This window comes from Nocardioides okcheonensis (assembly GCF_020991065.1).
GTDB classification, from domain to species: Bacteria; Actinomycetota; Actinomycetes; order Propionibacteriales; family Nocardioidaceae; genus Nocardioides; species Nocardioides okcheonensis.
This window is the reverse complement of the sequence record NZ_CP087710.1, coordinates 1,590,273-1,608,199: the sequence shown is the minus strand read 5'-3', so window position 1 is coordinate 1,608,199 and position 17,927 is coordinate 1,590,273. Positions and strand designations below refer to the sequence as shown.

At 71.0% G+C, this 17,927-nt stretch carries 28 protein-coding genes; 25 read left to right on the top strand and 3 right to left on the bottom strand.

Going from position 1 to position 17,927, the window contains the following annotated elements:
* Window positions 1-9: 9 nt before the first annotated feature.
* A complete protein-coding gene (locus LN652_RS07770; protein WP_230444095.1) occupies window positions 10-900 on the top strand; it encodes an alpha/beta fold hydrolase in 891 nt (296 codons plus the stop codon).
* Window positions 901-1,232: 332 nt separating this feature from the next.
* Here LN652_RS07770 and ku read toward each other — a convergent pair whose 3' ends face one another.
* The gene (ku, locus tag LN652_RS07765; RefSeq protein WP_230444094.1) at window positions 1,233-2,186 is read right to left on the bottom strand and encodes a non-homologous end joining protein Ku; all 954 of its coding nucleotides are present in this window, start codon (window positions 2,184-2,186) and stop codon (window positions 1,233-1,235) included.
* 94 nt (window positions 2,187-2,280) lie between these two features.
* Between ku and ligD (LN652_RS07760) the strand changes: the two genes are divergently transcribed.
* The 17 genes from ligD (LN652_RS07760) to LN652_RS07685 all read left to right on the top strand — a co-directional run bounded on the left by ligD (LN652_RS07760) (window position 2,281) and on the right by LN652_RS07685 (window position 13,237).
* Window positions 2,281-3,195: a non-homologous end-joining DNA ligase gene (ligD, locus tag LN652_RS07760; RefSeq protein WP_230444707.1), complete on the top strand. Its 915-nt coding sequence runs from the start codon at window positions 2,281-2,283 to the stop codon at window positions 3,193-3,195.
* Window positions 3,192-4,085 (top strand): non-homologous end-joining DNA ligase, encoded by an 894-nt coding sequence (gene ligD / locus LN652_RS07755; RefSeq protein WP_230444093.1) that lies wholly within the window; start codon window positions 3,192-3,194, stop codon window positions 4,083-4,085. The genes ligD (LN652_RS07760) and ligD (LN652_RS07755) overlap by 4 nt, the downstream gene beginning before the upstream one ends.
* A 107-nt stretch (window positions 4,086-4,192) precedes the next feature.
* Entirely contained in the window at window positions 4,193-4,339 is a 147-nt protein-coding gene (locus tag LN652_RS07750; RefSeq protein ID WP_230444092.1) for a hypothetical protein, read from the top strand.
* Window positions 4,340-4,349: 10 nt separating this feature from the next.
* The gene (locus LN652_RS07745; RefSeq protein WP_230444091.1) at window positions 4,350-5,051 is read left to right on the top strand and encodes a response regulator transcription factor; all 702 of its coding nucleotides are present in this window, start codon (window positions 4,350-4,352) and stop codon (window positions 5,049-5,051) included.
* Between the two features lie 121 nt (window positions 5,052-5,172).
* Window positions 5,173-6,057: an ATPase, T2SS/T4P/T4SS family gene (locus LN652_RS07740; RefSeq protein ID WP_230444090.1), complete on the top strand. Its 885-nt coding sequence runs from the start codon at window positions 5,173-5,175 to the stop codon at window positions 6,055-6,057.
* Window positions 5,949-7,340: a recombinase family protein gene (locus LN652_RS07735; protein ID WP_230444089.1), complete on the top strand. Its 1,392-nt coding sequence runs from the start codon at window positions 5,949-5,951 to the stop codon at window positions 7,338-7,340. The genes LN652_RS07740 and LN652_RS07735 overlap by 109 nt, the downstream gene beginning before the upstream one ends.
* A gap of 178 nt (window positions 7,341-7,518) precedes the next feature.
* Window positions 7,519-7,743 (top strand): hypothetical protein, encoded by a 225-nt coding sequence (locus tag LN652_RS07730; RefSeq protein WP_230444088.1) that lies wholly within the window; start codon window positions 7,519-7,521, stop codon window positions 7,741-7,743.
* Window positions 7,744-7,795: 52 nt separating this feature from the next.
* Window positions 7,796-7,981 (top strand): zinc finger domain-containing protein, encoded by a 186-nt coding sequence (locus tag LN652_RS22230; RefSeq protein WP_456238082.1) that lies wholly within the window; start codon window positions 7,796-7,798, stop codon window positions 7,979-7,981.
* Window positions 7,978-8,592, top strand: coding sequence for a hypothetical protein (locus LN652_RS07725; protein WP_230444087.1), 615 nt, complete (start codon window positions 7,978-7,980; stop codon window positions 8,590-8,592). Before LN652_RS22230 ends, LN652_RS07725 begins: the two co-directional genes overlap by 4 nt.
* Window positions 8,589-8,888 (top strand): hypothetical protein, encoded by a 300-nt coding sequence (locus LN652_RS07720; protein WP_230444086.1) that lies wholly within the window; start codon window positions 8,589-8,591, stop codon window positions 8,886-8,888. The genes LN652_RS07725 and LN652_RS07720 overlap by 4 nt, the downstream gene beginning before the upstream one ends.
* Before the next feature lie 323 nt (window positions 8,889-9,211).
* Window positions 9,212-10,621 (top strand): phage major capsid protein, encoded by a 1,410-nt coding sequence (locus LN652_RS07715; RefSeq protein ID WP_230444085.1) that lies wholly within the window; start codon window positions 9,212-9,214, stop codon window positions 10,619-10,621.
* A complete protein-coding gene (locus LN652_RS07710) occupies window positions 10,621-10,818 on the top strand; it encodes a hypothetical protein (protein ID WP_230444084.1) in 198 nt (65 codons plus the stop codon). Before LN652_RS07715 ends, LN652_RS07710 begins: the two co-directional genes overlap by 1 nt.
* Window positions 10,818-10,958: a hypothetical protein gene (locus LN652_RS07705; protein ID WP_230444083.1), complete on the top strand. Its 141-nt coding sequence runs from the start codon at window positions 10,818-10,820 to the stop codon at window positions 10,956-10,958. Before LN652_RS07710 ends, LN652_RS07705 begins: the two co-directional genes overlap by 1 nt.
* A gap of 149 nt (window positions 10,959-11,107) precedes the next feature.
* On the top strand, window positions 11,108-11,899 hold the full coding sequence (locus LN652_RS07700; protein WP_230444082.1) for a TIGR04255 family protein: 792 nt from the start codon (window positions 11,108-11,110) through the stop codon (window positions 11,897-11,899).
* Between the two features lie 188 nt (window positions 11,900-12,087).
* Window positions 12,088-12,489, top strand: a complete 402-nt coding sequence (locus tag LN652_RS07695; protein WP_230444081.1) for a hypothetical protein — start codon at window positions 12,088-12,090, stop codon at window positions 12,487-12,489.
* 152 nt (window positions 12,490-12,641) lie between these two features.
* Window positions 12,642-12,953 carry a hypothetical protein gene (locus tag LN652_RS07690; RefSeq protein WP_230444080.1) on the top strand — a complete coding sequence of 104 codons (312 nt, stop codon included), beginning with the start codon at window positions 12,642-12,644 and terminating at the stop codon, window positions 12,951-12,953.
* A gap of 32 nt (window positions 12,954-12,985) precedes the next feature.
* A complete protein-coding gene (locus LN652_RS07685; RefSeq protein WP_230444079.1) occupies window positions 12,986-13,237 on the top strand; it encodes a hypothetical protein in 252 nt (83 codons plus the stop codon).
* On the opposite strand, the gene LN652_RS07680 is transcribed toward LN652_RS07685, so the two are convergent.
* Together LN652_RS07680 and LN652_RS07675 are read right to left on the bottom strand one after the other, a co-directional pair.
* Complete coding sequence (locus LN652_RS07680) at window positions 13,234-13,611, bottom strand: hypothetical protein (protein WP_230444078.1); 378 nt, start codon at window positions 13,609-13,611, stop codon at window positions 13,234-13,236. The two genes, LN652_RS07685 and LN652_RS07680, sit on opposite strands and share 4 nt — an antisense overlap.
* An 11-nt stretch (window positions 13,612-13,622) precedes the next feature.
* On the bottom strand, window positions 13,623-13,859 hold the full coding sequence (locus LN652_RS07675; RefSeq protein ID WP_230444077.1) for a hypothetical protein: 237 nt from the start codon (window positions 13,857-13,859) through the stop codon (window positions 13,623-13,625).
* A gap of 169 nt (window positions 13,860-14,028) precedes the next feature.
* On the opposite strand from LN652_RS07675, the gene LN652_RS07670 reads away from it, so the two are divergent.
* The 7 genes from LN652_RS07670 to LN652_RS07640 are packed head-to-tail and all read left to right on the top strand — an operon-like array spanning window position 14,029 to window position 17,880.
* Entirely contained in the window at window positions 14,029-14,568 is a 540-nt protein-coding gene (locus LN652_RS07670; RefSeq protein ID WP_230444706.1) for an ATPase, T2SS/T4P/T4SS family, read from the top strand.
* Window positions 14,568-15,422, top strand: coding sequence for a type II secretion system F family protein (locus LN652_RS07665; RefSeq protein ID WP_230444076.1), 855 nt, complete (start codon window positions 14,568-14,570; stop codon window positions 15,420-15,422). The genes LN652_RS07670 and LN652_RS07665 overlap by 1 nt, the downstream gene beginning before the upstream one ends.
* Entirely contained in the window at window positions 15,419-16,360 is a 942-nt protein-coding gene (locus LN652_RS07660; RefSeq protein WP_230444075.1) for a type II secretion system F family protein, read from the top strand. Before LN652_RS07665 ends, LN652_RS07660 begins: the two co-directional genes overlap by 4 nt.
* Window positions 16,361-16,394: 34 nt before the next feature.
* Window positions 16,395-16,565, top strand: coding sequence for a hypothetical protein (locus LN652_RS07655; protein WP_230444074.1), 171 nt, complete (start codon window positions 16,395-16,397; stop codon window positions 16,563-16,565).
* Between the two features lie 3 nt (window positions 16,566-16,568).
* The gene (locus tag LN652_RS07650; protein ID WP_230444073.1) at window positions 16,569-16,964 is read left to right on the top strand and encodes a TadE/TadG family type IV pilus assembly protein; all 396 of its coding nucleotides are present in this window, start codon (window positions 16,569-16,571) and stop codon (window positions 16,962-16,964) included.
* Window positions 16,961-17,446, top strand: a complete 486-nt coding sequence (locus tag LN652_RS07645; RefSeq protein ID WP_230444072.1) for a hypothetical protein — start codon at window positions 16,961-16,963, stop codon at window positions 17,444-17,446. The genes LN652_RS07650 and LN652_RS07645 overlap by 4 nt, the downstream gene beginning before the upstream one ends.
* Window positions 17,443-17,880, top strand: coding sequence for a pilus assembly protein TadG-related protein (locus LN652_RS07640; RefSeq protein ID WP_230444071.1), 438 nt, complete (start codon window positions 17,443-17,445; stop codon window positions 17,878-17,880). The genes LN652_RS07645 and LN652_RS07640 overlap by 4 nt, the downstream gene beginning before the upstream one ends.
* The last annotated feature ends 47 nt before the right edge of the window (window positions 17,881-17,927 follow it).

The window sequence follows — 17,927 nt, the reverse complement described above, 5'->3', positions numbered from 1 at the left end:
GATCGCGGCATGGTCGACTACCTCACCCTCGACGACGGCCGCACGCTGGAGCACCTCGAGGGCGGCGACCCCGACGGGTTCCCGCTCGTCTACCACTCCGGCACGCCCAGCGCGGTGGTCGAGGACGCCGCGCTCCTCGAGGCGGCTGCCTCGGCGGGGCTGCGGCTGGTGACCTTCTCGCGGCCGGGCTACGGCCAGTCGACGCCGCGGGGAGGGCCCGACCACCTCGTCGCGCCGATCCTGGCCGACGCCGACGACACCGCGACGCTGCTCGACCACCTCGGCATCGGTGACTTCGTCACCCTCGGGTGGTCGGGCGGCGGTCCGCGGGCCCTGGCGTGCGCGGCCGCGATGCCGGACCAGTGCCGCGCCGCCGCGCTGCTCGCGGGGGTCGCGCCGTACGGCGTCGACGGGCTGGACTGGCTGGCCGGGATGGGCGAGGAGAACGTGCGCGACTTCGACGCCATCGTCGCCGGGCGCGAGGTCTACCGCCCGATCGCCGAGGAGCAGGTGGCCGAGCTGCGCGACGTCACCGCCGACGACATCGTGGCGTCGTTCGGCGACCTGGTCGACGAGGTGGACGCCGCCGCCCTCACCGGCGACTTCGCCGAGGTGGTCGCGGCGTCCTTCCGGCGCTCCGTGGAGCAGGGACCGGTCGGGATGCTCGAGGACAACCTGCAGATCGTCTCGCCCTGGGGCTTCGACGTCCGCGAGCTCCGCGTCCCGGTGTCGGTGTGGCAGGGCGAGCACGACCGGATGGTGCCCTTCGCCCACGGCCAGTGGCTCGCCTCCGCGATCCCCGGCGCCCGCGCGCACCTCTTCGCCGACGAGGGCCACCTGTCCCTGGTCGCCCGCATCGACGACATCCTCGCCGACCTCAAGGACCTCGCCCGGCTCTGACCGCCGGTCCGCCGCCGGAGCGGTGGGTGAGGGGGATTCTCGGGCCTAGGAATCCTCCTCACGCACCGCTCGTACGCGGGTCGTACGCGGCGCGCCGCCGGGGCGGTGAGTGAGGGGGACTTTCGGGCCCCGAAATCCTCGTCACGCACCGCTCGTACGCGGGTCGTACGCCGACGCGCGTGGGCGGCGGTGCCCCACCCACGTTCCTGCGGCCGGAAGTGTGGCTGGGCCACCGCTGCCCGGCGGGTCGTACGCCGCCGCGCCGATGAGCGGTGAGCCAGCCACACTCGGAGCAAGCGGAATGTGGCTGGGCCACCGCTCGTACGCCCGACTCAGCTGGCCTTCTTGGCGGCCGTCTTCCTGGTCGCGGTCTTCTTCGCGGTCTTCTTCGCTGCCGTCTTCTTCGCGGCGGCCTTCTTGGCGGGGGTCTTCTTCGCCGCCGACTTCTTGGCAGCGGTCTTCTTCGCGGGCTTCTCGTCGTCGGAGTCGCCGGAGTCCTCCCCGCGCGCGGACTTCGCGGCGGCGACCGACTTCTGCAGCGCGGCGAGCAGGTCGACGACCTCGCCGGAGGTCTTCGTGGAGGTCTCGGTGCGCTTGATCTCGCCGCCCTCGATCTTGGACTTCACGAGCGCCTCGACGGCGCCGGCGTAGTCGTCCTCGAACTCGGTGGCGTCGAAGTCGCCGGCGAGGGTCTCGACGAGCATCTGCGCCATCTTGACCTCCTGCGGCTTCGCGTCGTCGACCTCGACCTTGAAGTCGGGGACGCGGACCTCGTCGGGCCACATCATCGTCTGCAGCACGATCACCTCGCCGGCCTCGGTCTCGCGCACCCGCAGCACCGCGATCGTGGTGCGCTGGCGCAGCGCGACGGTGACGACCGCCATCCGGTCGGCGTCCTTGAGGGCCTGGCGGAGCAGGGCGTACGGCTTGGCGCCCTGGCCCTCCGGCTCGAGGTAGTAGGACTTCTCGAACAGCAGCGGGTCGATCTGCTCGCGCGGCACGAACTTCTCCACCGCGATCTCGCGCGACGACGTCGACGGCAGCTCGGCCATGTCGTCGTCGGTGAGGATGACCATCTCGCCGTCCTCGGTCTCGTAGCCCTTGGCGATGTCGGCGTAGGCCACCTCCTCGCCGTCGAGGGAGCAGACCCGCTGGTACTTGATCCGTCCGCCGTCCTTGGCGTGCACCTGGCGGAACGACACGTCGTGGCTCTCGGTGGCGGCGTACAGCTTGACCGGCACGCTGACCAGCCCGAAGGAGACCGCGCCCTTCCAGATCGCTCGCATGGGGAAGACCTCTCGTCACAGTGGGTCACACCAGTATCAGGGGTGAGCGTGTCGCGCGTCACGCCCGAGGGTGCAGACTGGCGCCGTGCGCCCGATGCTCGCCTCCAAGGCCGACCGCGTGCCGACGGGGGCGGAGTGGCTCCACGAGGTGAAGTGGGACGGCGTACGCGTCCTGGTCGACGCCCACGACGGCGTGGTGCGGATGACCAGCCGCAACGACAACGACGTCACGCCCGCGTGGCCCGACCTGAGCGCCCCGCCGCTGGGCGGGCGCGACCTGCTCGTCGACGGCGAGGTGATCGCGCTCAACGACCGAGGCGTGCCCGACTTCCGGGTCCTGCAGCACCGGATGCACGTCCGCAACCGGCAGGAGGTCGCGCGCCTGGTGACGCGGGTGCCCGCCACGCTGATGGTCTTCGACCTGCTCCGCCTCGACGGCGAGGACCTCACGACCCGGCCGCTGGAGGAGCGTCGCGCGCTGCTCGAGGAGCTGCCGCTGGCCGAGTCGCGCTGGCAGGTGCCCGCGGCGTACGACGACGGCGACATGCTCTTCACCGCCACCCTGCAGCAGGGGCTCGAGGGGGTCGTCAGCAAGCGCCGCGGCTCGCGCTACCACTTCGACCGGCGCAGCGACGACTGGCGCAAGCTCGCCCACCGCCACCGCGGCTCGTTCGTGGTCGGCGGATGGCGCCCGCAGGTCGGCACGCAGGACCGGCTCGCCGCGCTCCTGGTCGGGGAGGTCACCGAGGACGGCCTGGCCTACCGCGGCCGCGTCGGCAGCGGCATCGCCGGCGCGACGAGCGCCCGGCTCGCCCGGCTGCTCGAGCCGTACGCCGCCGACGCCTCGCCGTTCGCCGACGAGGTCCCGAAGGAGGACGCCCGCGGCACCTTCTGGGTCGAGCCGCGGATCGTGGTCGACATCGACACCCACGGGCTGGGCTACGACCGGCTGCGCCAGCCGTCGTTCCAGGGCGTGCGCGACGACCTGACGCCGGAGGACCTCCGGTGAGCGAGGTGCAGGTCGACGTCGAGGGCCGCACGCTGACCATCAGCAACCTCGACAAGGTGCTCTACCCGCGCACCGGCACCACCAAGGGCGAGGTGCTGCACTACTACGCCGCCGTCGCCCCCGTCCTGCTCCCGCACCTGCGCGACCGGGCGGTGACCCGCATCCGCTGGCCGCACGGCGTGGAGGGCTCCAGCTTCTTCGAGAAGAACGCACCCGCCGGCACGCCGTCGTGGGTGCGGACCGTCGAGGTGCCGACCACCGGCTCGCGCACCGGCAAGGGCGACGGCACACTCCGCTTCCCGATCTGCGACGACCTCGCCACCCTCACCTGGCTGGCCAACCTCGCGGCGCTCGAGCTGCACGTGCACCAGTGGACGGTCGAGGAGGACGGCACGCCGCGCCACCCCGACCGGCTGGTGATCGACCTCGACCCCGGCGAGCCCGCCGGGCTGCACGAGTGTGCGCAGGTGGCGCTGCTGGTGCGCGAGGCGCTCGCCGAGCGCGACCTGACCTGCACCCCGGTGACGAGCGGCAGCAAGGGGCTCCACCTCTACGCCCGCCTGCCCGGTGACCTCGACAGCGACGGCACGACCGAGCTGGCGCGCGAGGTCGCCGAGGCGCTGCAGAAGGCACACCCCGACCTGGTGACGGCGACCATGACCAAGGCCAAGCGGCCGGGCAAGGTGTTCCTCGACTGGTCGCAGAACAGCGGCTCCAAGACGACCGTGTCGCCGTACTCCCTGCGCGGACGCGAGCGGCCCACCGTCGCCACGCCCCTGACGTGGGACGAGGTCGAGGAGGGCGCGGACGACGACCTCGCGCTCGAGCAGCTCGGCATGGAGCAGGTGCTGGAGCGCGTGGCCGAGCTGGGCGACGTGTTCGACGCCTGATCGGCTCCGCGACCGCGGAATCCGTCGGTGACGAAGGTCCCGGAACTGTTACCGCGTGTGACCACCGCGAGGGGCCCGCGTGGAACTCGTGGCCAGAGACTTGACCCATGTCCCGCATCGCCCTGGTCCCCGTCGCAGTCCTGCTGGCTGCCGGTGCGGTGGTGGCCGGACCCGGCGAGAGCGCACCCGCCCAGCCCGTGCAGACGGGGGTCGTCCAGACCGCCGACACGGGGATTCAGTCCACCGGTCGCTAGGTCTCTCTATATGCTCGCGGTCATGGTGCACGACGTGCTGGTCGTTGAGGACGAAGAGGACATCGCCGTCCCCCTGATGCGCACCCTGGAACGCGAGGGTTACGAAGTGACTCGCGTCTCGGGTGGAGCGGAGGCGGTGAGCCGTGTCGTCGACGACTCCCCGGCCGTGGTGATCCTCGACCTGGGCCTGCCGGACATGGACGGTCTCGACGTGTGCCGCCAGATGCGCGCCGGCGGCTACGACGGCGGCATCATCATGGTCACCGCCCGCGCCGGCGAGCTCGACCGCGTGGTCGGCCTCGACGTCGGCGCCGACGACTACCTCGCCAAGCCGTTCGGCCTCGCCGAGCTCCTCGCCCGCGTGCGCGCGCTCCTGCGCCGCTCCTCCGCGGCCGCCGAGGACACCACCACGGTCGTCACCTCCTCGGGCCTCAAGATCGACGCCGCGTCGCGCCGGGTGCACCTCAACGACAAGGAGATCGCGCTCACCGCGAAGGAGTTCGACGTCCTCGCGGTGCTGGCCTCCCACCACGACAAGGTGGTGCCGCGCGAGACCCTGATGAACCAGGTGTGGGACCAGAACTGGTACGGCTCGACCAAGACGCTCGACGTCACGATCGGCCGGCTGCGCTCCAAGCTCGAGGCCGCCGAGGCCGGCGAGAAGGTCGTCGCGATCCGCGGCGTCGGCTTCCGCCTGGAGACCGGCTCCTGACCCTGGCCTGACCGGCGCCAGCGCCGTCGACGGTTGTCCACAACCTTTACCGAGGGGCTGTTTTGCCAGCCCGTCGCGTGGGTAGCGTCCCGGGAGCAGCTTCTCGGGAACTGGGGGCACCATGGCCGTCGACCGCGCCACCGCCGACCGTCCGATCGCGGACCGGTCGAGCCACGACGCGCTCGTGCGCCGCCTCGACGACCAGGTCCGCGACCGGGTGCGGCGCGAGGGCGTCGACCCCCAGCGCGAGGCAGCCGCCGTACGCCGCATCGCCGAGGACGTCGTCCGCGACCACGACCAGCTCAGCCTGACCGGCGCCGTGGCGCCCGTCGCCGACGCCGACGCGGTCGTCACCGACCTGCTGGCCCGCGTGGCGGGCTTCGGGCCGCTCCAGCCGTTCCTCGACGACCCCGAGGTCGAGGAGGTGTGGATCAACTCCCCGGAGCGGGTCTTCATCGCCCGCCGCGGCCGCCACGAGCTGACCAACCTGCGCCTCGACGCCGACCAGGTCTCCGAGCTGGTCGAGCGGATGCTCAAGTCGAGCGGGCGCCGCATCGACATCAGCACGCCGTTCGTCGACGCGATGCTGCCCGAGGGACACCGGCTCCACGTCGTGCTCGAGGGCATCAGCCGCGGCTTCACCGCGGTCAACATCCGCAAGTTCCTGCTGCGCGCCCACCGGCTCTCCGACCTCGTCACGCTCGGCAGCCTGACCCCGCAGGCCGCACGCTTCCTCGAGGCCTCGGTCCGCGCCGGGACGAACGTCCTGGTCGCCGGCGGCACCCAGGCCGGCAAGACCACCATGCTCAACTGCCTCGCGGCCGCCGTCCCCGGGGGCGAGCGGGTCGTCAGCGCCGAGGAGGTCTTCGAGCTACCGAACATTGTTAGAGTACAGACATGGCTGCGACTGTCAACACCCCACAAAGGGCGTTCGTCTACCTCCGGCAGAGCCTCGACCGGGCCGGCTCTGGCGCGGCGGTGGAACGACAGCGCGAGGACTGCCTAAAGCTCTGCGCCGAGCGCGGGTGGGACGTGGCCCAGGTGTTCACCGACAACGACGTCTCGGCCTCGTCGCGCAAGCCACGTCCCGAGTACGCCAGGATGCTGGCCGCGGTCGACGCCGGGGGAGCGGAGATCGTCGTCGCCTGGCACGTCGACCGTCTGACCCGCCGGCTGACCGAGCTCGAGGAGCTGATCGATCTGGCGCAGCGCACCGGCCTGCGCATCGCCACGGTGACTGGCGACGTCGACCTGTCCACCGATGCGGGCCGTCTGGTCGGGCGGATCCTCGCGTCGGTGGCCCGCGGAGAGGTCGAACGCAAGGGGGCTCGGCAGAAACGCGCCCAGCAGCAGGCCGCGGAGCAGGGGCGGCCGGCCGGCGGCCGGCGGCCCTTTGGCTATGCCAGCGACGGCGTGACCGTCAACGAGGTCGAGGCTGGGCACGTCCGTGAGGCCTACGTCGACGTGATGCACGGCGCATCGCTGAAGTCGGTCGCTCGACGCTGGAACGACGCGCAGGCGTTTACCAGCGCAGGCAACCCCTGGTCCCACAGCACCGTGCGCGGCGTGCTGAAGAACCCCCGCTACGCAGGCCTGCGGACGTACCGCGGCGAGGTGGTCGGCCCCGCGACGTGGCCGGCCCTGGTTGACGCCGACACGTTCGAGGCCGTCAGGGCCATCCTCGCGGTCCCTGAGCGGCGTACGACGCTCTCGACGGCCCGGAAGTACCTCCTGCCCAGTCTGGCCCTCTGCTGGAAGTGCGGGAGCGACGTCGCGACCGGCCACACGCGCCACGGGAAGCGGGTCTACGTCTGCCGCGCCGGGAAGTGCATCAGCCGCAAGGCCGAGCCCGTCGACGACTTCGTCGAGGCCGTCGTCATCGAGCGTCTATCGCGGTCGGACGCCGCCGATCTCCTGACCGAGTCCGGAGGCGACGAGCTCCGCGCCCTGCAGGCGAAGGCCGCTGGGATCCGCGAGCGCCTCGACGATCTCGCAACGGGGCTCGAGGAGGGCATCCTCACGCTCCCTGCCGTGCGCAAGTCGAGCGCGCGCCTGCGCGCCGAGCTCCAGGCGGTCGAAGCCGAGGCCGCCAACGCCGTCCACACGGACGCACTGGGCCCTCTGGTCGCCTCTGGTGACGTCGCGGAGACCTGGGCTCGCCTCGACATCGGGCAGCGGCGACAGGTGATCGACGCGCTGATGGTGGTAACCCTGCTGAAGCCCGAGGCCGGGCGCCGAGACTTTGCACCCGACACGGTTGAGATCCACTGGAAGTCGGACCAGTCCTAAGTAGCATTAGGTCACTGCCCAGTCTGGGCAGAACGGGCGTCGCTACCGTGCAGAGTGCCGCCGGCTTGGGAACGCGAGCCGGCCCCCGAAAAGGCCCACGTTGATGTGGGGGTAACTCCGGGCCTCCGTCAGTAGATCCGCTCTCGCGAGCGGACTTCCTGACGGGAGTGTGCCCACCGTGGGCTGGACTCACACGAGATCGAAGATCGCCGGCGAACTGCGCCGAAACCCCGAAGCTGACGTCACCGAGCTGCGCAGGCAGCTGAAGGCCGAACGGCTCGAGGAACACATCAAGCGCGTTGTCGACGACGCGCCGCCGCTGAACGACGAGCAGCGCGCCCGGCTCGCCCGGCTGCTGCGATCCACCGCGGGTGGTGATCGTGGTGGCCCCTCCGCTGCCTGACCACGCCATCGACCCCGAGGTCGTCCGCTGGGTCGGCGTCGAGAACCACGCGATGTGCTCGCCGGCCTGCCGTGACGTTGCTGTGCCGTCGCCGTACGACCGTGAGCGGCCGCCGATGGTGCGCTGCACCTGGTGTGGAGCTGAGCCGGGTGTCGCCTGCACCGTGCGATCGTCGCGTCGGCGCCAGCCGCTGACCGTGTTCGGCCGCTTCCATCCCTCGCGGTTGGAGGCAGCGTGACGTGGACGAAGCTCCCTGACGACGCGCTCGACCGTCAGCCGGAGCTCTCCGTCTCGCGCTCTGCGCGACTGTTGAACATCGAAGCGATGCTGCGCTGCAACCGCACGTTGAGCAACGGCGTCATCACCCGCACGGAGCTGCCCCGGATCTCCGACTCGCCGGACCTCGAGGCGGACGTCTCCGAGCTCGTCGGCGCCGGCATCTGGTCGCCTGTCACCGCCGACTCTTGGCAGGTCGACTGGACCGACCAGGAGGACGCCGCCAAGGTGCGCGAGCGACGCAAGCTCACCGCAGACCGCCAGCGCCGCTGGCGCCAGCACGCGTCGGGCGACCACAGCGAGTGCGACCCGAAGCGCTGCAATGTCACGCGTGACAGGACGCGTGACGCGACGCGTTACGAGACGCCTACCCGTACCGGACCTTTCCGTACCGGACCTGACCGTCCCGAAGGGACAGGTCAGGACCAAGGCCACGTGCCGGCTCTCGCTGGCGCTCCGCCGTCCCTGGCCACCGAGGAAGCGAGCGCGCGCCTCGGGCGCCTCCCGCACCCCTGGTCCGGCGACTGCTGCCCCCTGCCTGAAACCCACCCCATCCACCGGAGCGCCTCATGACCGACCCCACGCCCGACCTCCTCCGCCTCGCCGTCCGCATGACTCACAACTCTGACTGCGCCGCCCCGAAGACCATCCAGATCCGCGGCACCAAGGGCGACCACGGCCTGCTCTGCCGCGCCTGCCGAGCTACGTGGTTCCCGCCGCCGGGCCTCATCGCCACCACCCTCGGCGCGTACGAGTCGACGCGCGAGCAGCCGACCCTCGCGAGCGAGCTGCGAGTGCCGGGGGCTCCGACGCCGAGGTCTGCCGGCTGGCCCACGCACAAGGCTCGAGCCCGGAGCCGACGCCGATGAGAGCCGGATCTCTAGGAGCGGGAGCCACCGATGACCCCTGCAGTCACGGCTTCTCTCTCCGGTCCGACTCGCGAGGAGCAGCGGCCAACATCGACCCCGTTTCAGGTCCCGGCTGTCCTACGATGGACGCAAGCGGCCACGGCCTCGCGACTCACGTCCTGAGCACCGAGCGGCGCGGATCGGTCCCCTCCACTGGGCTCGCCGGCTCGCAGCGGATTGCACGGCCCCCACCCTTCGTGGGCTCGCCGATTCCCGCACAGCCGATGACCCTTCGTGCGCTGACGCATCCCGCCGTCGCGCCGTGATCGCTGAGGAGCGACGCCATGACCCTGAAGGACCTGATCAACCAGACCAACGACCTCCTGCGGAAGCACGAGGGCAACCTCGACAGCCTGCGCGGCCAGCTCGCCGAGCGGCGTGCCGCGTGCCAGCGCGACCGCACGTCGCTCACCGCCGACCCCGAAGCGATCTCGATCCAGTCGGAGATCCGCCGGCAGGAGTTCCTGAAGGCCGAGACCGAGCGGGTGCTCGGCGAGCTCGAGACCGAGCAGCGTGCGGACGAGCGCGCCGACGCGCTCGCCCGCGAGGTCCACCCGGGCGCCCCGGCGCCGGGCTCCGTCGAGCGCACTTACGCCGGGACCGGCGACCACGCGCGCCGGACCGACGCCGGGCCCCGCTGGGTCCGCACCGTCGACGAGAAGCCCGCCACGGTCGCGCGCGGCCAGCGGTTCGCCGACCAGGAGATCGTCCGCGAGGTCGCCGACCGGAACGCCCAGCGCGAGGCGCCCGTGCTCGCGCAGCACGGCTCGCTCGGCCAGCTCGTGCGCGCCATGTCGACCACGTCCGGATCGGCGATTGTGCCGACCGTGTGGGCCGGCGACCTGATCGACCGAGCGCGCAACAAGGCCGCGGTCCTGCAGGCCGGCGCGGAGATCGTGCCGATGGACGCCAAGACGGTGCAGATCGGCCGACTCACCGGCGACCCGACGGCGGCCTTCCGCACGGAGGGCTCGGCGATCGCCGCCTCCGACCCGACCTTCGACAACATCACGCTGACCGCGCAGACCATGAGCGCGCTCACCGTGGGCTCGCTCGAGTGGTTCCAGGACGCCGACAACGTCGACGAGATCGTGGCGGACGCGATCGCGGCTTCGTTCGCCCAGCTGCTGGACCTGGTGTCGCTCTACGGCTCGATCACGACGGGCGCCGGCTCGGTCAACCTGCCGACCCCGCCGAACCCCCGAGGTGTCCTGGGCACGCTCAACGCCTCGGCATCGTCCTCGGTCCTCGGCGGTGCCACCAACGGCACGGCGCAGACGTCGACGACGTTCTACAACGAGCTGCTGGACCTGATCTACACGCCGCGGGCCTACAACGAGGAGCCGTCGGCGCTGATCTACAACGCCAAGCTGGGGCTGCAGTACGCGAAGGCGTACGACACGACCGGTCAGCCGCTGCAGGCGCCGCAGGACGTCAAGGACATGCCGCGCTACATCTCCAACCAGGTGCCGTCCTACACGCAGGGCACGATGACCAGCCGGGCGACCGACGTGTTCGCGGGCGACTGGTCGCAGCTGCTGATCGGGCAGCGCCTCGGCCTGACGATCCAGACCCTCACCGAGCGGTACGCCGAGAACGGCCAGATCGGCATCGTGGCCCACTGGCGCGGCGACGTCGCAGTCGCGAGGCCGCGGGCGTTCGCGGTCTACCGCGCTCTGCAGGGTGCCCTCTGATGGCCCGCCGCAAGACCGCCGCGGAGCGGGACCTCGAGGCGCAGGAGAAGGGGGCGAGCGACCTGCGGCCGGCCCGGTACGCCCGCGGGTTCGTCAACGCGGTCAACCCGGAGAACGAACTCGAGGTCGTCTTCAAGCCCGGCGAGCTCCTGCCCGCGTGGGCGAAGGAGACCGAGCACGACACCGGGACGGCCTGATGGCGACCGAGCGGCTGGTCGTCGACCACGACCCGCCCGAGAAGGGCTACGGCCCCGAGATCGACGTCGCGATGTCCATCGAGGTGCCGCCCCGGGCCCAGTCCAAGGGCTGGGGCGAGGTCCCAAAGGGTCGACGCTAGGCCGCCGTCGCCGTGGGAGTTGCTGGTTTGGGTGCTCCTCCGGCGCCAGCCCCGGACAACACCTGGTCTCACCGTGCTGACACGCCCGGATCGCGTTCGCGGGGTGGTTCCGCAGCGAGGGTTAGTCGCCATCGGCTAACGTTCGCGTCGTGGGCACGGATGTGAAGTTCAGCAACCCGCCCGTGGCGGCTGTCATGCTGACGGTCTACTTTGAGGCAATCGAGACGCTTCAGCCAATTCACCTCTCACGACTTCGTGAGATGTGGAGGGATCGCTATCCCACCACAGGGAACCTGCCCCCGCTCCGTCCGCACCCGCTCGCCGGTGTAAGTGATGACGACGACGACGAGCTCACCTGGCAGTTCCCGTACATGATTTTCGGAACTGACGACGAGTCCGACGCGGTAGCAATCCAGAATGACCGCTTCGTGCGCTCGTGGCACTTCACCGAAGGGGCCAGTAGTTACCCGGGTTTCGACGAACTTCGCGCCGACATGGCGCAGCGATTCCAGGAGTTCAAGACAGTCGTTCAGGCTGAAGTGGGCCGAGACGTGGTTCTGACCGCTAGTGAGTGCCGGTACACCAACCCGTTGCCGAAAATGCCAATGGCGGACCTTCTGGTCGGAGTGGCTTCAGGCTGGAAGGGGAACCCGGGGGGCGCCGACTTGTCGATGGCGCATTACGGAAGCGTCTTCTTTCACCTGGACGATCCGGAACTGCCTGCGTCTCACGTCTCCGTGGACCTTGACGTGGACGAGGCTGACGGAGCGACAATGACGATTAGGTCACGCTACGCGGCCAACAAACTCCCGTCTGAAGCGGATGATCAAGGGGAAGTGCTCGAACTCGCTGGGGTGGACCTAGCGCATGCGGCATTAATCCGGACGTTCTTGACGTTCACCAGTTCAGAGATGCAGACCGTTTGGGGGATTCAGAAGTGACCGTACAAGCCCTCGACTATGCGCCTGGTCGCAAGGTCCGTGATCCTTGGGCACAGCCCGCGGTAGTTCGCTTTCCCAAGATGAACCGGAGGCCGCACCCCCTCTGCCCCCCGTCCGCCGACGGCGCGACTACGATTTACCGAAGGCGAGCCGCTCGGAAACACTGGTGGCTTGAAAGTTCTGCCTCCGTGCATCTTCGATCGGTCGGCTTCGAGTACGCGAAGTGGCAACTCGAGCAGATCGCCGAGCACCACGCGGCTGATGGTCTCGAGACTGCCAACCCGAACGCAGAAGCCCGAATGGTCGACCTGCTTCGTTCACTTCTCCGGCCCAATACCCTCTATCCGACGATGTCAGTTGATGAGGATGGGGACGTTATCGCCGAGTGGCGGATCATGGATCATGGACTCGAGCTGATCACTACTGACTCGCGTGCGTACTGGGTGCTTCGCAGGCGGGGGCGTCGTGTCACTACCTCGAGTTCGATCCCTGGGCTTCGTACGTTGCTCAGCGACCTCACCGAGATCGCCGAGCAGCACAATCCCCGCTGGACTGCACTCTTTCCGCAGGCAAACGCCCACGCGCGGTGAGTTCGACCGCTTCCGGGTGGGATGACCCAGACATCCCACCCGACGAAATCCTGTTGCGACGCGTCCCTCGGAAGCCGCAGTTCAGGGTCCCGGATGTCATCACCGGCCGATTGGTGGTGATGAAGGCAGCGCTCCGGCTCGACCCTGATGGGATGTCCACGCAGATGGACGGCCTGCTTCACCTAACGGCTCGGACCCGTGCCACGGTGTACGACTGGAGTAGGTACAACGGCATCGAATTCCCTGTGGGTGCGGCCCGCGAGACGGGCCAAGCTGGCGTGCTCGTCACGCCTGATGACCAAGACGACGAGTTGGGGGCCTGCCATGCGTCAGTTCGGGTGCGTCCTGATTCTGCGGATGTCAAGGCGGACTGGGACGACGTGAGGGCTGTCATCGCCGAAGCCGCGACGCTCATGCCCGAGGACCCGCACCCGCCGGAGCCAACGGTTCCCGAACCACGGTAAGGGCGCTGAATGAATGGCAGGTGTGGAAGAGAATGACGGCTGACCAGCCCGAGCGCCTCACGAAGGCCTCCGACCTGGCCGCCCAGTGGGACATGACCGAGTCCGAGTTGAAGCGGCGCGCTCGCCGCCACGGCTGGCCGGTCGTCCGTTTCTCGCGCACCGACTGGCGCTTCACCGACCAGCAGATCAAGCAGATCGTCTCGATTATGACTACGCAGGCGAGGGCTCCCGAGAGGCCCTCGCCGACCGGTCAGAGCAAGCTCAGCCGCGCTCGGAGTCGCTAGCCCAGCGCGTGCTCGTAGGCGGACATGTCCACGCTCTCGCCCGCCCACTCCCACAGCACCAGGCTCCTGGGCCTCGAGCGGGTTACCAGGCCGGATGCGAACATTGCGTCCAGCTCGCCCCGGAGCGTTCCTGACGACTTGCCGACGGTGCGGGTCCACATGTCCACGCCGTTCCCAAGGCACTCGAAGTGCGTCACGCCCAAGCTCGTCATGCGGCCGCGTCCTAGGTCGCTCTCGCAGCAACCGGTGTACCCCGAGGCGCACGGCTCGGTGAAGGTGAGGGTGAGCAGGTGGCCCAACTCGGGAAGCGACATCGGTGCCGGAGCGTCGCGCAGGATCGCCGCGATCTGGTCGCCGAGATGCTGCCGCTCCATGCTTCGCCGCTTCACGAACGCGCCTCGAGCCACTCCGCCGCGGCGATGATGTCCGCTGCGGCGGCTCGGAGCTCCTCGGCCATGCCAGCCGCGGTGTCGTTCAGGAGCTCGAGGCCAATGATCTCGGCGTACCAGGCGCGGTCGAGGTCGTTGTGTAAGGGCTCGTCGCCGTAGCTGAGGTGGACGCTCTCGGCGGTCGGGGCGTAGTGGATCCGGTTCGGCTCGTCAGGATCGTGGCCGGCGGGCAACGTGCACCACTCGGGACAGATCAGAGGTTCTACGGATGCCGGCGCGGTCGCCGGCTGAGAAGATGTAGCCATGGTTCGGTGCCTCCTTGGGGCATCGGTTCCTAGGCCCTGGTCGGTGTGCCAGCACCGGGCGGGGCCGCATTGCTTAGTCTGCAGTTCTTGGTTGTTTGTGCTCCGCTTCAGCCACCCCGACTGGGTCGCGATGCAGACCCGGCAGGCCGGGCTCGAGCAGACGGGCGAGATCGTGCTGCGCGACCTGGTGAAGGAGGCGCTGCGGATGCGGCCGAGCCGGATCCTCGTCGGCGAGGTGCGGGCCGCCGAGTGCCTCGACCTGCTGCTGGCGCTCAACTCCGGGCTGCCCGGGATGTGCACCCTCCACGCCAACAGCGCCCGCGAGGCGCTGGTGAAGATGTGCACCCTCCCGCTGCTGGCCGGCGACAACATCTCCGCGCGGTTCGTCGTGCCGACGGTGGCCTCCTCGGTCGACCTGGTCGTGCACCTCGGCCTCGGGGCCGACGGCGTGCGCCGGGTCAACGAGATCGTGTCCGTGCCCGGGCGGGTCGAGGCCGACGTGATCGAGGTGGAGCCGCTGTTCGTCCGCTCCGCCGGCGAGCTGCGCCGCACCGGGGGAGTCCCAGCCCGCACCGAGCGCTACGAGCGGGTCGGCATCGACGTCCACGAGGTGCTCTCCGCGGCGGGTGCCGGCTGATGGGGGCGCTCGTCGGGCTCGGTGTCGGGGTCGGCCTGCTGCTGGTGTGGGCCTCCTTCGCGCTGCCGCGCCAGCCGCGCGCGTCGCAGCCGGGATCCACGCGGCTGGGTCGGCTGCTCGGGCGCGCCGGCCTGTCGGACGTGACGCCCACCAGCGTCGTGGCACTGTGCCTGGTGCTCGGCGGCGTGGCCTTCGCCCTCGTCCAGGCCGTCTCCCGGACGCCGACGGTCGCGCTGGTGTTCGGTGCGATGGCCGCCTACGTCCCGATCGCGGTGCTGCGCCAGCGCGCGGCCCGCCGCCTGCGCGACTTCGCCGAGGTGTGGCCCGAGGCGGTCGACAACCTGGCCAGCGCCGTCCGGGCCGGGCTGTCGCTGCCCGACGCGGTGTCGGCGCTCGCGACCAACGGGCCGGAGCCGCTGCGCGCCGACTTCGCCCAGTTCGCCCTCGACTACCAGGTGACGGGCCGGTTCGGCGAGTGCCTCGACCGGCTCAAGGACCGGCTCGCCGACCCGGTCGGCGACCGGGTGGTGGAGGGCCTGCGCCTCGCCCGTGAGGTGGGTGGCGGCGACCTCGGCCGGCTGCTGCGCAACCTCTCCGGCTTCCTGCGCGACGACGCCCGCACCCGCTCGGAGCTCGAGTCGCGCCAGGCGTGGACCGTCAACGGCGCGCGGCTCGCGGTGTCCGCGCCGTGGATCGTGCTGCTGATGATGTCGTTCCAGACGACCGCGATCCAGCAGTACGCCTCGCCCGGCGGGGTGCTCGTCCTCGGCGTCGGCTTCGGGGTCTGCGTCCTGGCCTACTGGGCGATGATGCGCATCGGCCGGCTGCCCGTCGAGAAGCGGATCCTGTCGTGAGCACCGCGGTCTGGGGCGGTGTGCTCGGCGCCTGCGCCGGGCTCGGGCTGGTGCTGGTGGTCGCGCGGCTCGCGGTGCTGCGGCGCCCCCAGCTCGCGCACCGCGTCCTGCCCTACCTGCGTGACCTTCCCCAGCGCGACCAGCCCCCGCTCGTACGCGTCGCCGCGGGGTCGCGGACCTCCGCGGCCGCCGGCATCTTCGGGCCCCTCCTGCGCTCGGCGGCCGACGTCGTGGAGCGGGTGCTCGGCGGCTCCGGCTCGGTGCGCCGTCGCCTCGAGCGCGCCGGCCTCGACCGCACCGTCCACGAGTTCCGCATCGAGCAGGTGGTGTGGGGCCTGGTCGGCTTCGGGGCCGCCGCCGCACTGTGCCTGGTGCGCGCGCTCGGCGGCGTCGGGAGCCCCGGGTCGGCGCTGGTGCTCTGCGTCCTCGGCTTCGCGATGGGCGTCTTCATGCGCGACAACCGGCTCAGCACGCAGGTCAAGGAGCGCGAGCGCCAGATCCTGGCCGAGTTCCCCACGATCGCCGAGCTGCTCGCCCTGTCGGTGGCGGCGGGCGAGAGCCCGGTCGCCGCGCTCGACCGCGTGGTGCGCCGCAGCAGCGGTGCGCTCTCGCAAGACCTCGCGGCGGTCCTGGGCCGGATCCGCACCGGCGAGACCGTCGGTGTCGCGTTCGAGTCGCTCGCCCGCACCACCGGCCTGCCGATCGTCGCCCGCTTCGCCACCGGGATCACGGTCGCCATGGAGCGCGGCACGCCGCTGTCGGACGTCCTGCACGCCCAGGCCGCCGACGTCCGCGAGGCCGGTCGACGCCTCCTCATCGAGACCGCCGCGCGCAAGGAGATCGCGATGATGGCGCCCGTCGTGTTCTTCGTGCTGCCCGTGACGATCCTCTTCGCCTTCTACCCCGGCGTGCTGGGCCTCCAGCTCACCACGCCCTGACCGACCGCAGATCCACGCCACGAAAGGACCTCCCATGCACCTCCAGACGACCACGACCGCACGCCGTCGCGACGACCGCGGCGACGTGCCCGGCTGGGTGATGGTCACGCTGATGACGGCGATCGTCGTCGCGGCCCTCACGCCCGTCGTCAGGGACCAGCTGCTCGCCCTGCTCGACAACGCCTTCTCGATGGTCCGCGGCTAGGCCGTGTCCCGCTCCGGCGCCGACCGGGAGCGCGGGGCAGCCGTCGTCGACTTCGTCTGGGTCGTGCTGGTCCTGCTGCCGCTGGTGGTCGGCATCCTCCAGCTCGCCCTCGTGCTCCACGTCCGCAACACGCTCGCCGCGGCCGCGGGGGAGGGCGCCCGCCACGCGGCGGTCGCCGGCAGCTCGGCCGACGCCGGGCGCGCGAAGGTCGAGGAGCTCGTCGACGGTGCGCTGTCGGAGAAGTTCGTGCGCGACGTCGTCGTCCGCCCGGCCCGCGTCGGCGGCGCCCCGGGCTACGAGGCGGTCGTCGAGGCCGACGTGACGATCCTCGGGATCGGCGGCGCCAGCGTCCACGTCCGGGTCGCGGGCCACGCCGTCGCCGAGCAGGCGGGACCGTGAGGCGGCCCCGCCGGCGCGACGACCGGGGCTCGGCGCTGGTCGAGCTGACCTGGCTGTCGATCATCCTGCTCGTGCCGCTGATCTGGATCGTGGTGTCGGTCTTCGAGGTGCAGCGCGGCGCCTTCGCGACGAGCGCCGCCGCCCGCGCGGCCGGGCGGGCCTACGCGCTGGCCCCCGACGACGCGACGGGGGAGGCCCGGGCCCGGGCGGCCGTCGCCCAGGTGCTGGCCGACCAGGGGGTCGAGGGCCAGCAGGCGGAGGTCGAGTTCTCCTGCCAGGCGCCGGGGGACAACTGCCACGTCGGCACGGCCGTGATCACCGTGCGCGTTGACTCCGGCGTCGACCTCCCGTTCTCGCCGGAGATCCTCGGCCGCCAGGCCGCGTCCTTCTCGCTCGACGCCAGCCACACGGTGCCGATCGGGCAGTACGTGGAGAGCGCGGACGAGGGCGACGACGACGATGACGGCGAGGAGGGCCGGTGAGGCGTCGCGACGAGGCCGGGCAGGCGACCCTGCTGATCATCGGGTTCGCCAGCATCGTGCTGATGGCGATCGTGGCGGTCATCGACGCCTCCGCCGCGTACCTCCAGCGACAGGGCCTCGACACGCTCGCCGACGGCGCCGCGCTGCAGGGCGCCGACCTCGGGTCGACCGGGATCTACGAGCAGGGCCTCGACGGCGAGCGGCTGCTGCAGCAGGAGGCCGCGGTCGAGGCCGCGGTCCGCGACTACCTCGCCCGCGCCGGCGCCGGCGAGAAGTTCCCCGGCATCGACGTCGCCGTCAGCGTCGACCGCACCTCGCGGTCGGTCACCGTGCGCCTGGTCGCCCCGCTCGACCTGCCGCTCACCATCCCCGGCTCGCCGAGCCGGCCCACGGTCGGGACCAGCAGCACCGCGGCGGTCACCGTCCAGCCCTGAGCGCACCATGCAGGCAGTTCGCGCTCCCGCGCGGCTGGTCCACGCTC

Excerpts from the sequence above, each read along its gene's own strand:
- LN652_RS07770 (WP_230444095.1), top strand. The coding sequence starts at position 10 with ATGGTCGACTACCTCACCCTCGACGACGGCCGCACGCTGGAGCACCTC.
- ku (WP_230444094.1), bottom strand. The coding sequence starts at position 2,186 with ATGCGAGCGATCTGGAAGGGCGCGGTCTCCTTCGGGCTGGTCAGCGTG.
- ligD (WP_230444707.1), top strand. The coding sequence starts at position 2,281 with ATGCTCGCCTCCAAGGCCGACCGCGTGCCGACGGGGGCGGAGTGGCTC.
- LN652_RS07750 (WP_230444092.1), top strand. The coding sequence starts at position 4,193 with ATGTCCCGCATCGCCCTGGTCCCCGTCGCAGTCCTGCTGGCTGCCGGT.
- LN652_RS07745 (WP_230444091.1), top strand. The coding sequence starts at position 4,350 with ATGCTCGCGGTCATGGTGCACGACGTGCTGGTCGTTGAGGACGAAGAG.
- LN652_RS07740 (WP_230444090.1), top strand. The coding sequence starts at position 5,173 with ATGGCCGTCGACCGCGCCACCGCCGACCGTCCGATCGCGGACCGGTCG.
- LN652_RS07735 (WP_230444089.1), top strand. The coding sequence starts at position 5,949 with ATGGCTGCGACTGTCAACACCCCACAAAGGGCGTTCGTCTACCTCCGG.
- LN652_RS22230 (WP_456238082.1), top strand. The coding sequence starts at position 7,796 with ATGTGCTCGCCGGCCTGCCGTGACGTTGCTGTGCCGTCGCCGTACGAC.
- LN652_RS07720 (WP_230444086.1), top strand. The coding sequence starts at position 8,589 with ATGACCGACCCCACGCCCGACCTCCTCCGCCTCGCCGTCCGCATGACT.
- LN652_RS07715 (WP_230444085.1), top strand. The coding sequence starts at position 9,212 with ATGACCCTGAAGGACCTGATCAACCAGACCAACGACCTCCTGCGGAAG.
- LN652_RS07710 (WP_230444084.1), top strand. The coding sequence starts at position 10,621 with ATGGCCCGCCGCAAGACCGCCGCGGAGCGGGACCTCGAGGCGCAGGAG.
- LN652_RS07705 (WP_230444083.1), top strand. The coding sequence starts at position 10,818 with ATGGCGACCGAGCGGCTGGTCGTCGACCACGACCCGCCCGAGAAGGGC.
- LN652_RS07690 (WP_230444080.1), top strand. The coding sequence starts at position 12,642 with ATGTCCACGCAGATGGACGGCCTGCTTCACCTAACGGCTCGGACCCGT.
- LN652_RS07685 (WP_230444079.1), top strand. The coding sequence starts at position 12,986 with ATGACGGCTGACCAGCCCGAGCGCCTCACGAAGGCCTCCGACCTGGCC.
- LN652_RS07680 (WP_230444078.1), bottom strand. The coding sequence starts at position 13,611 with ATGGAGCGGCAGCATCTCGGCGACCAGATCGCGGCGATCCTGCGCGAC.
- LN652_RS07665 (WP_230444076.1), top strand. The coding sequence starts at position 14,568 with ATGGGGGCGCTCGTCGGGCTCGGTGTCGGGGTCGGCCTGCTGCTGGTG.
- LN652_RS07655 (WP_230444074.1), top strand. The coding sequence starts at position 16,395 with ATGCACCTCCAGACGACCACGACCGCACGCCGTCGCGACGACCGCGGC.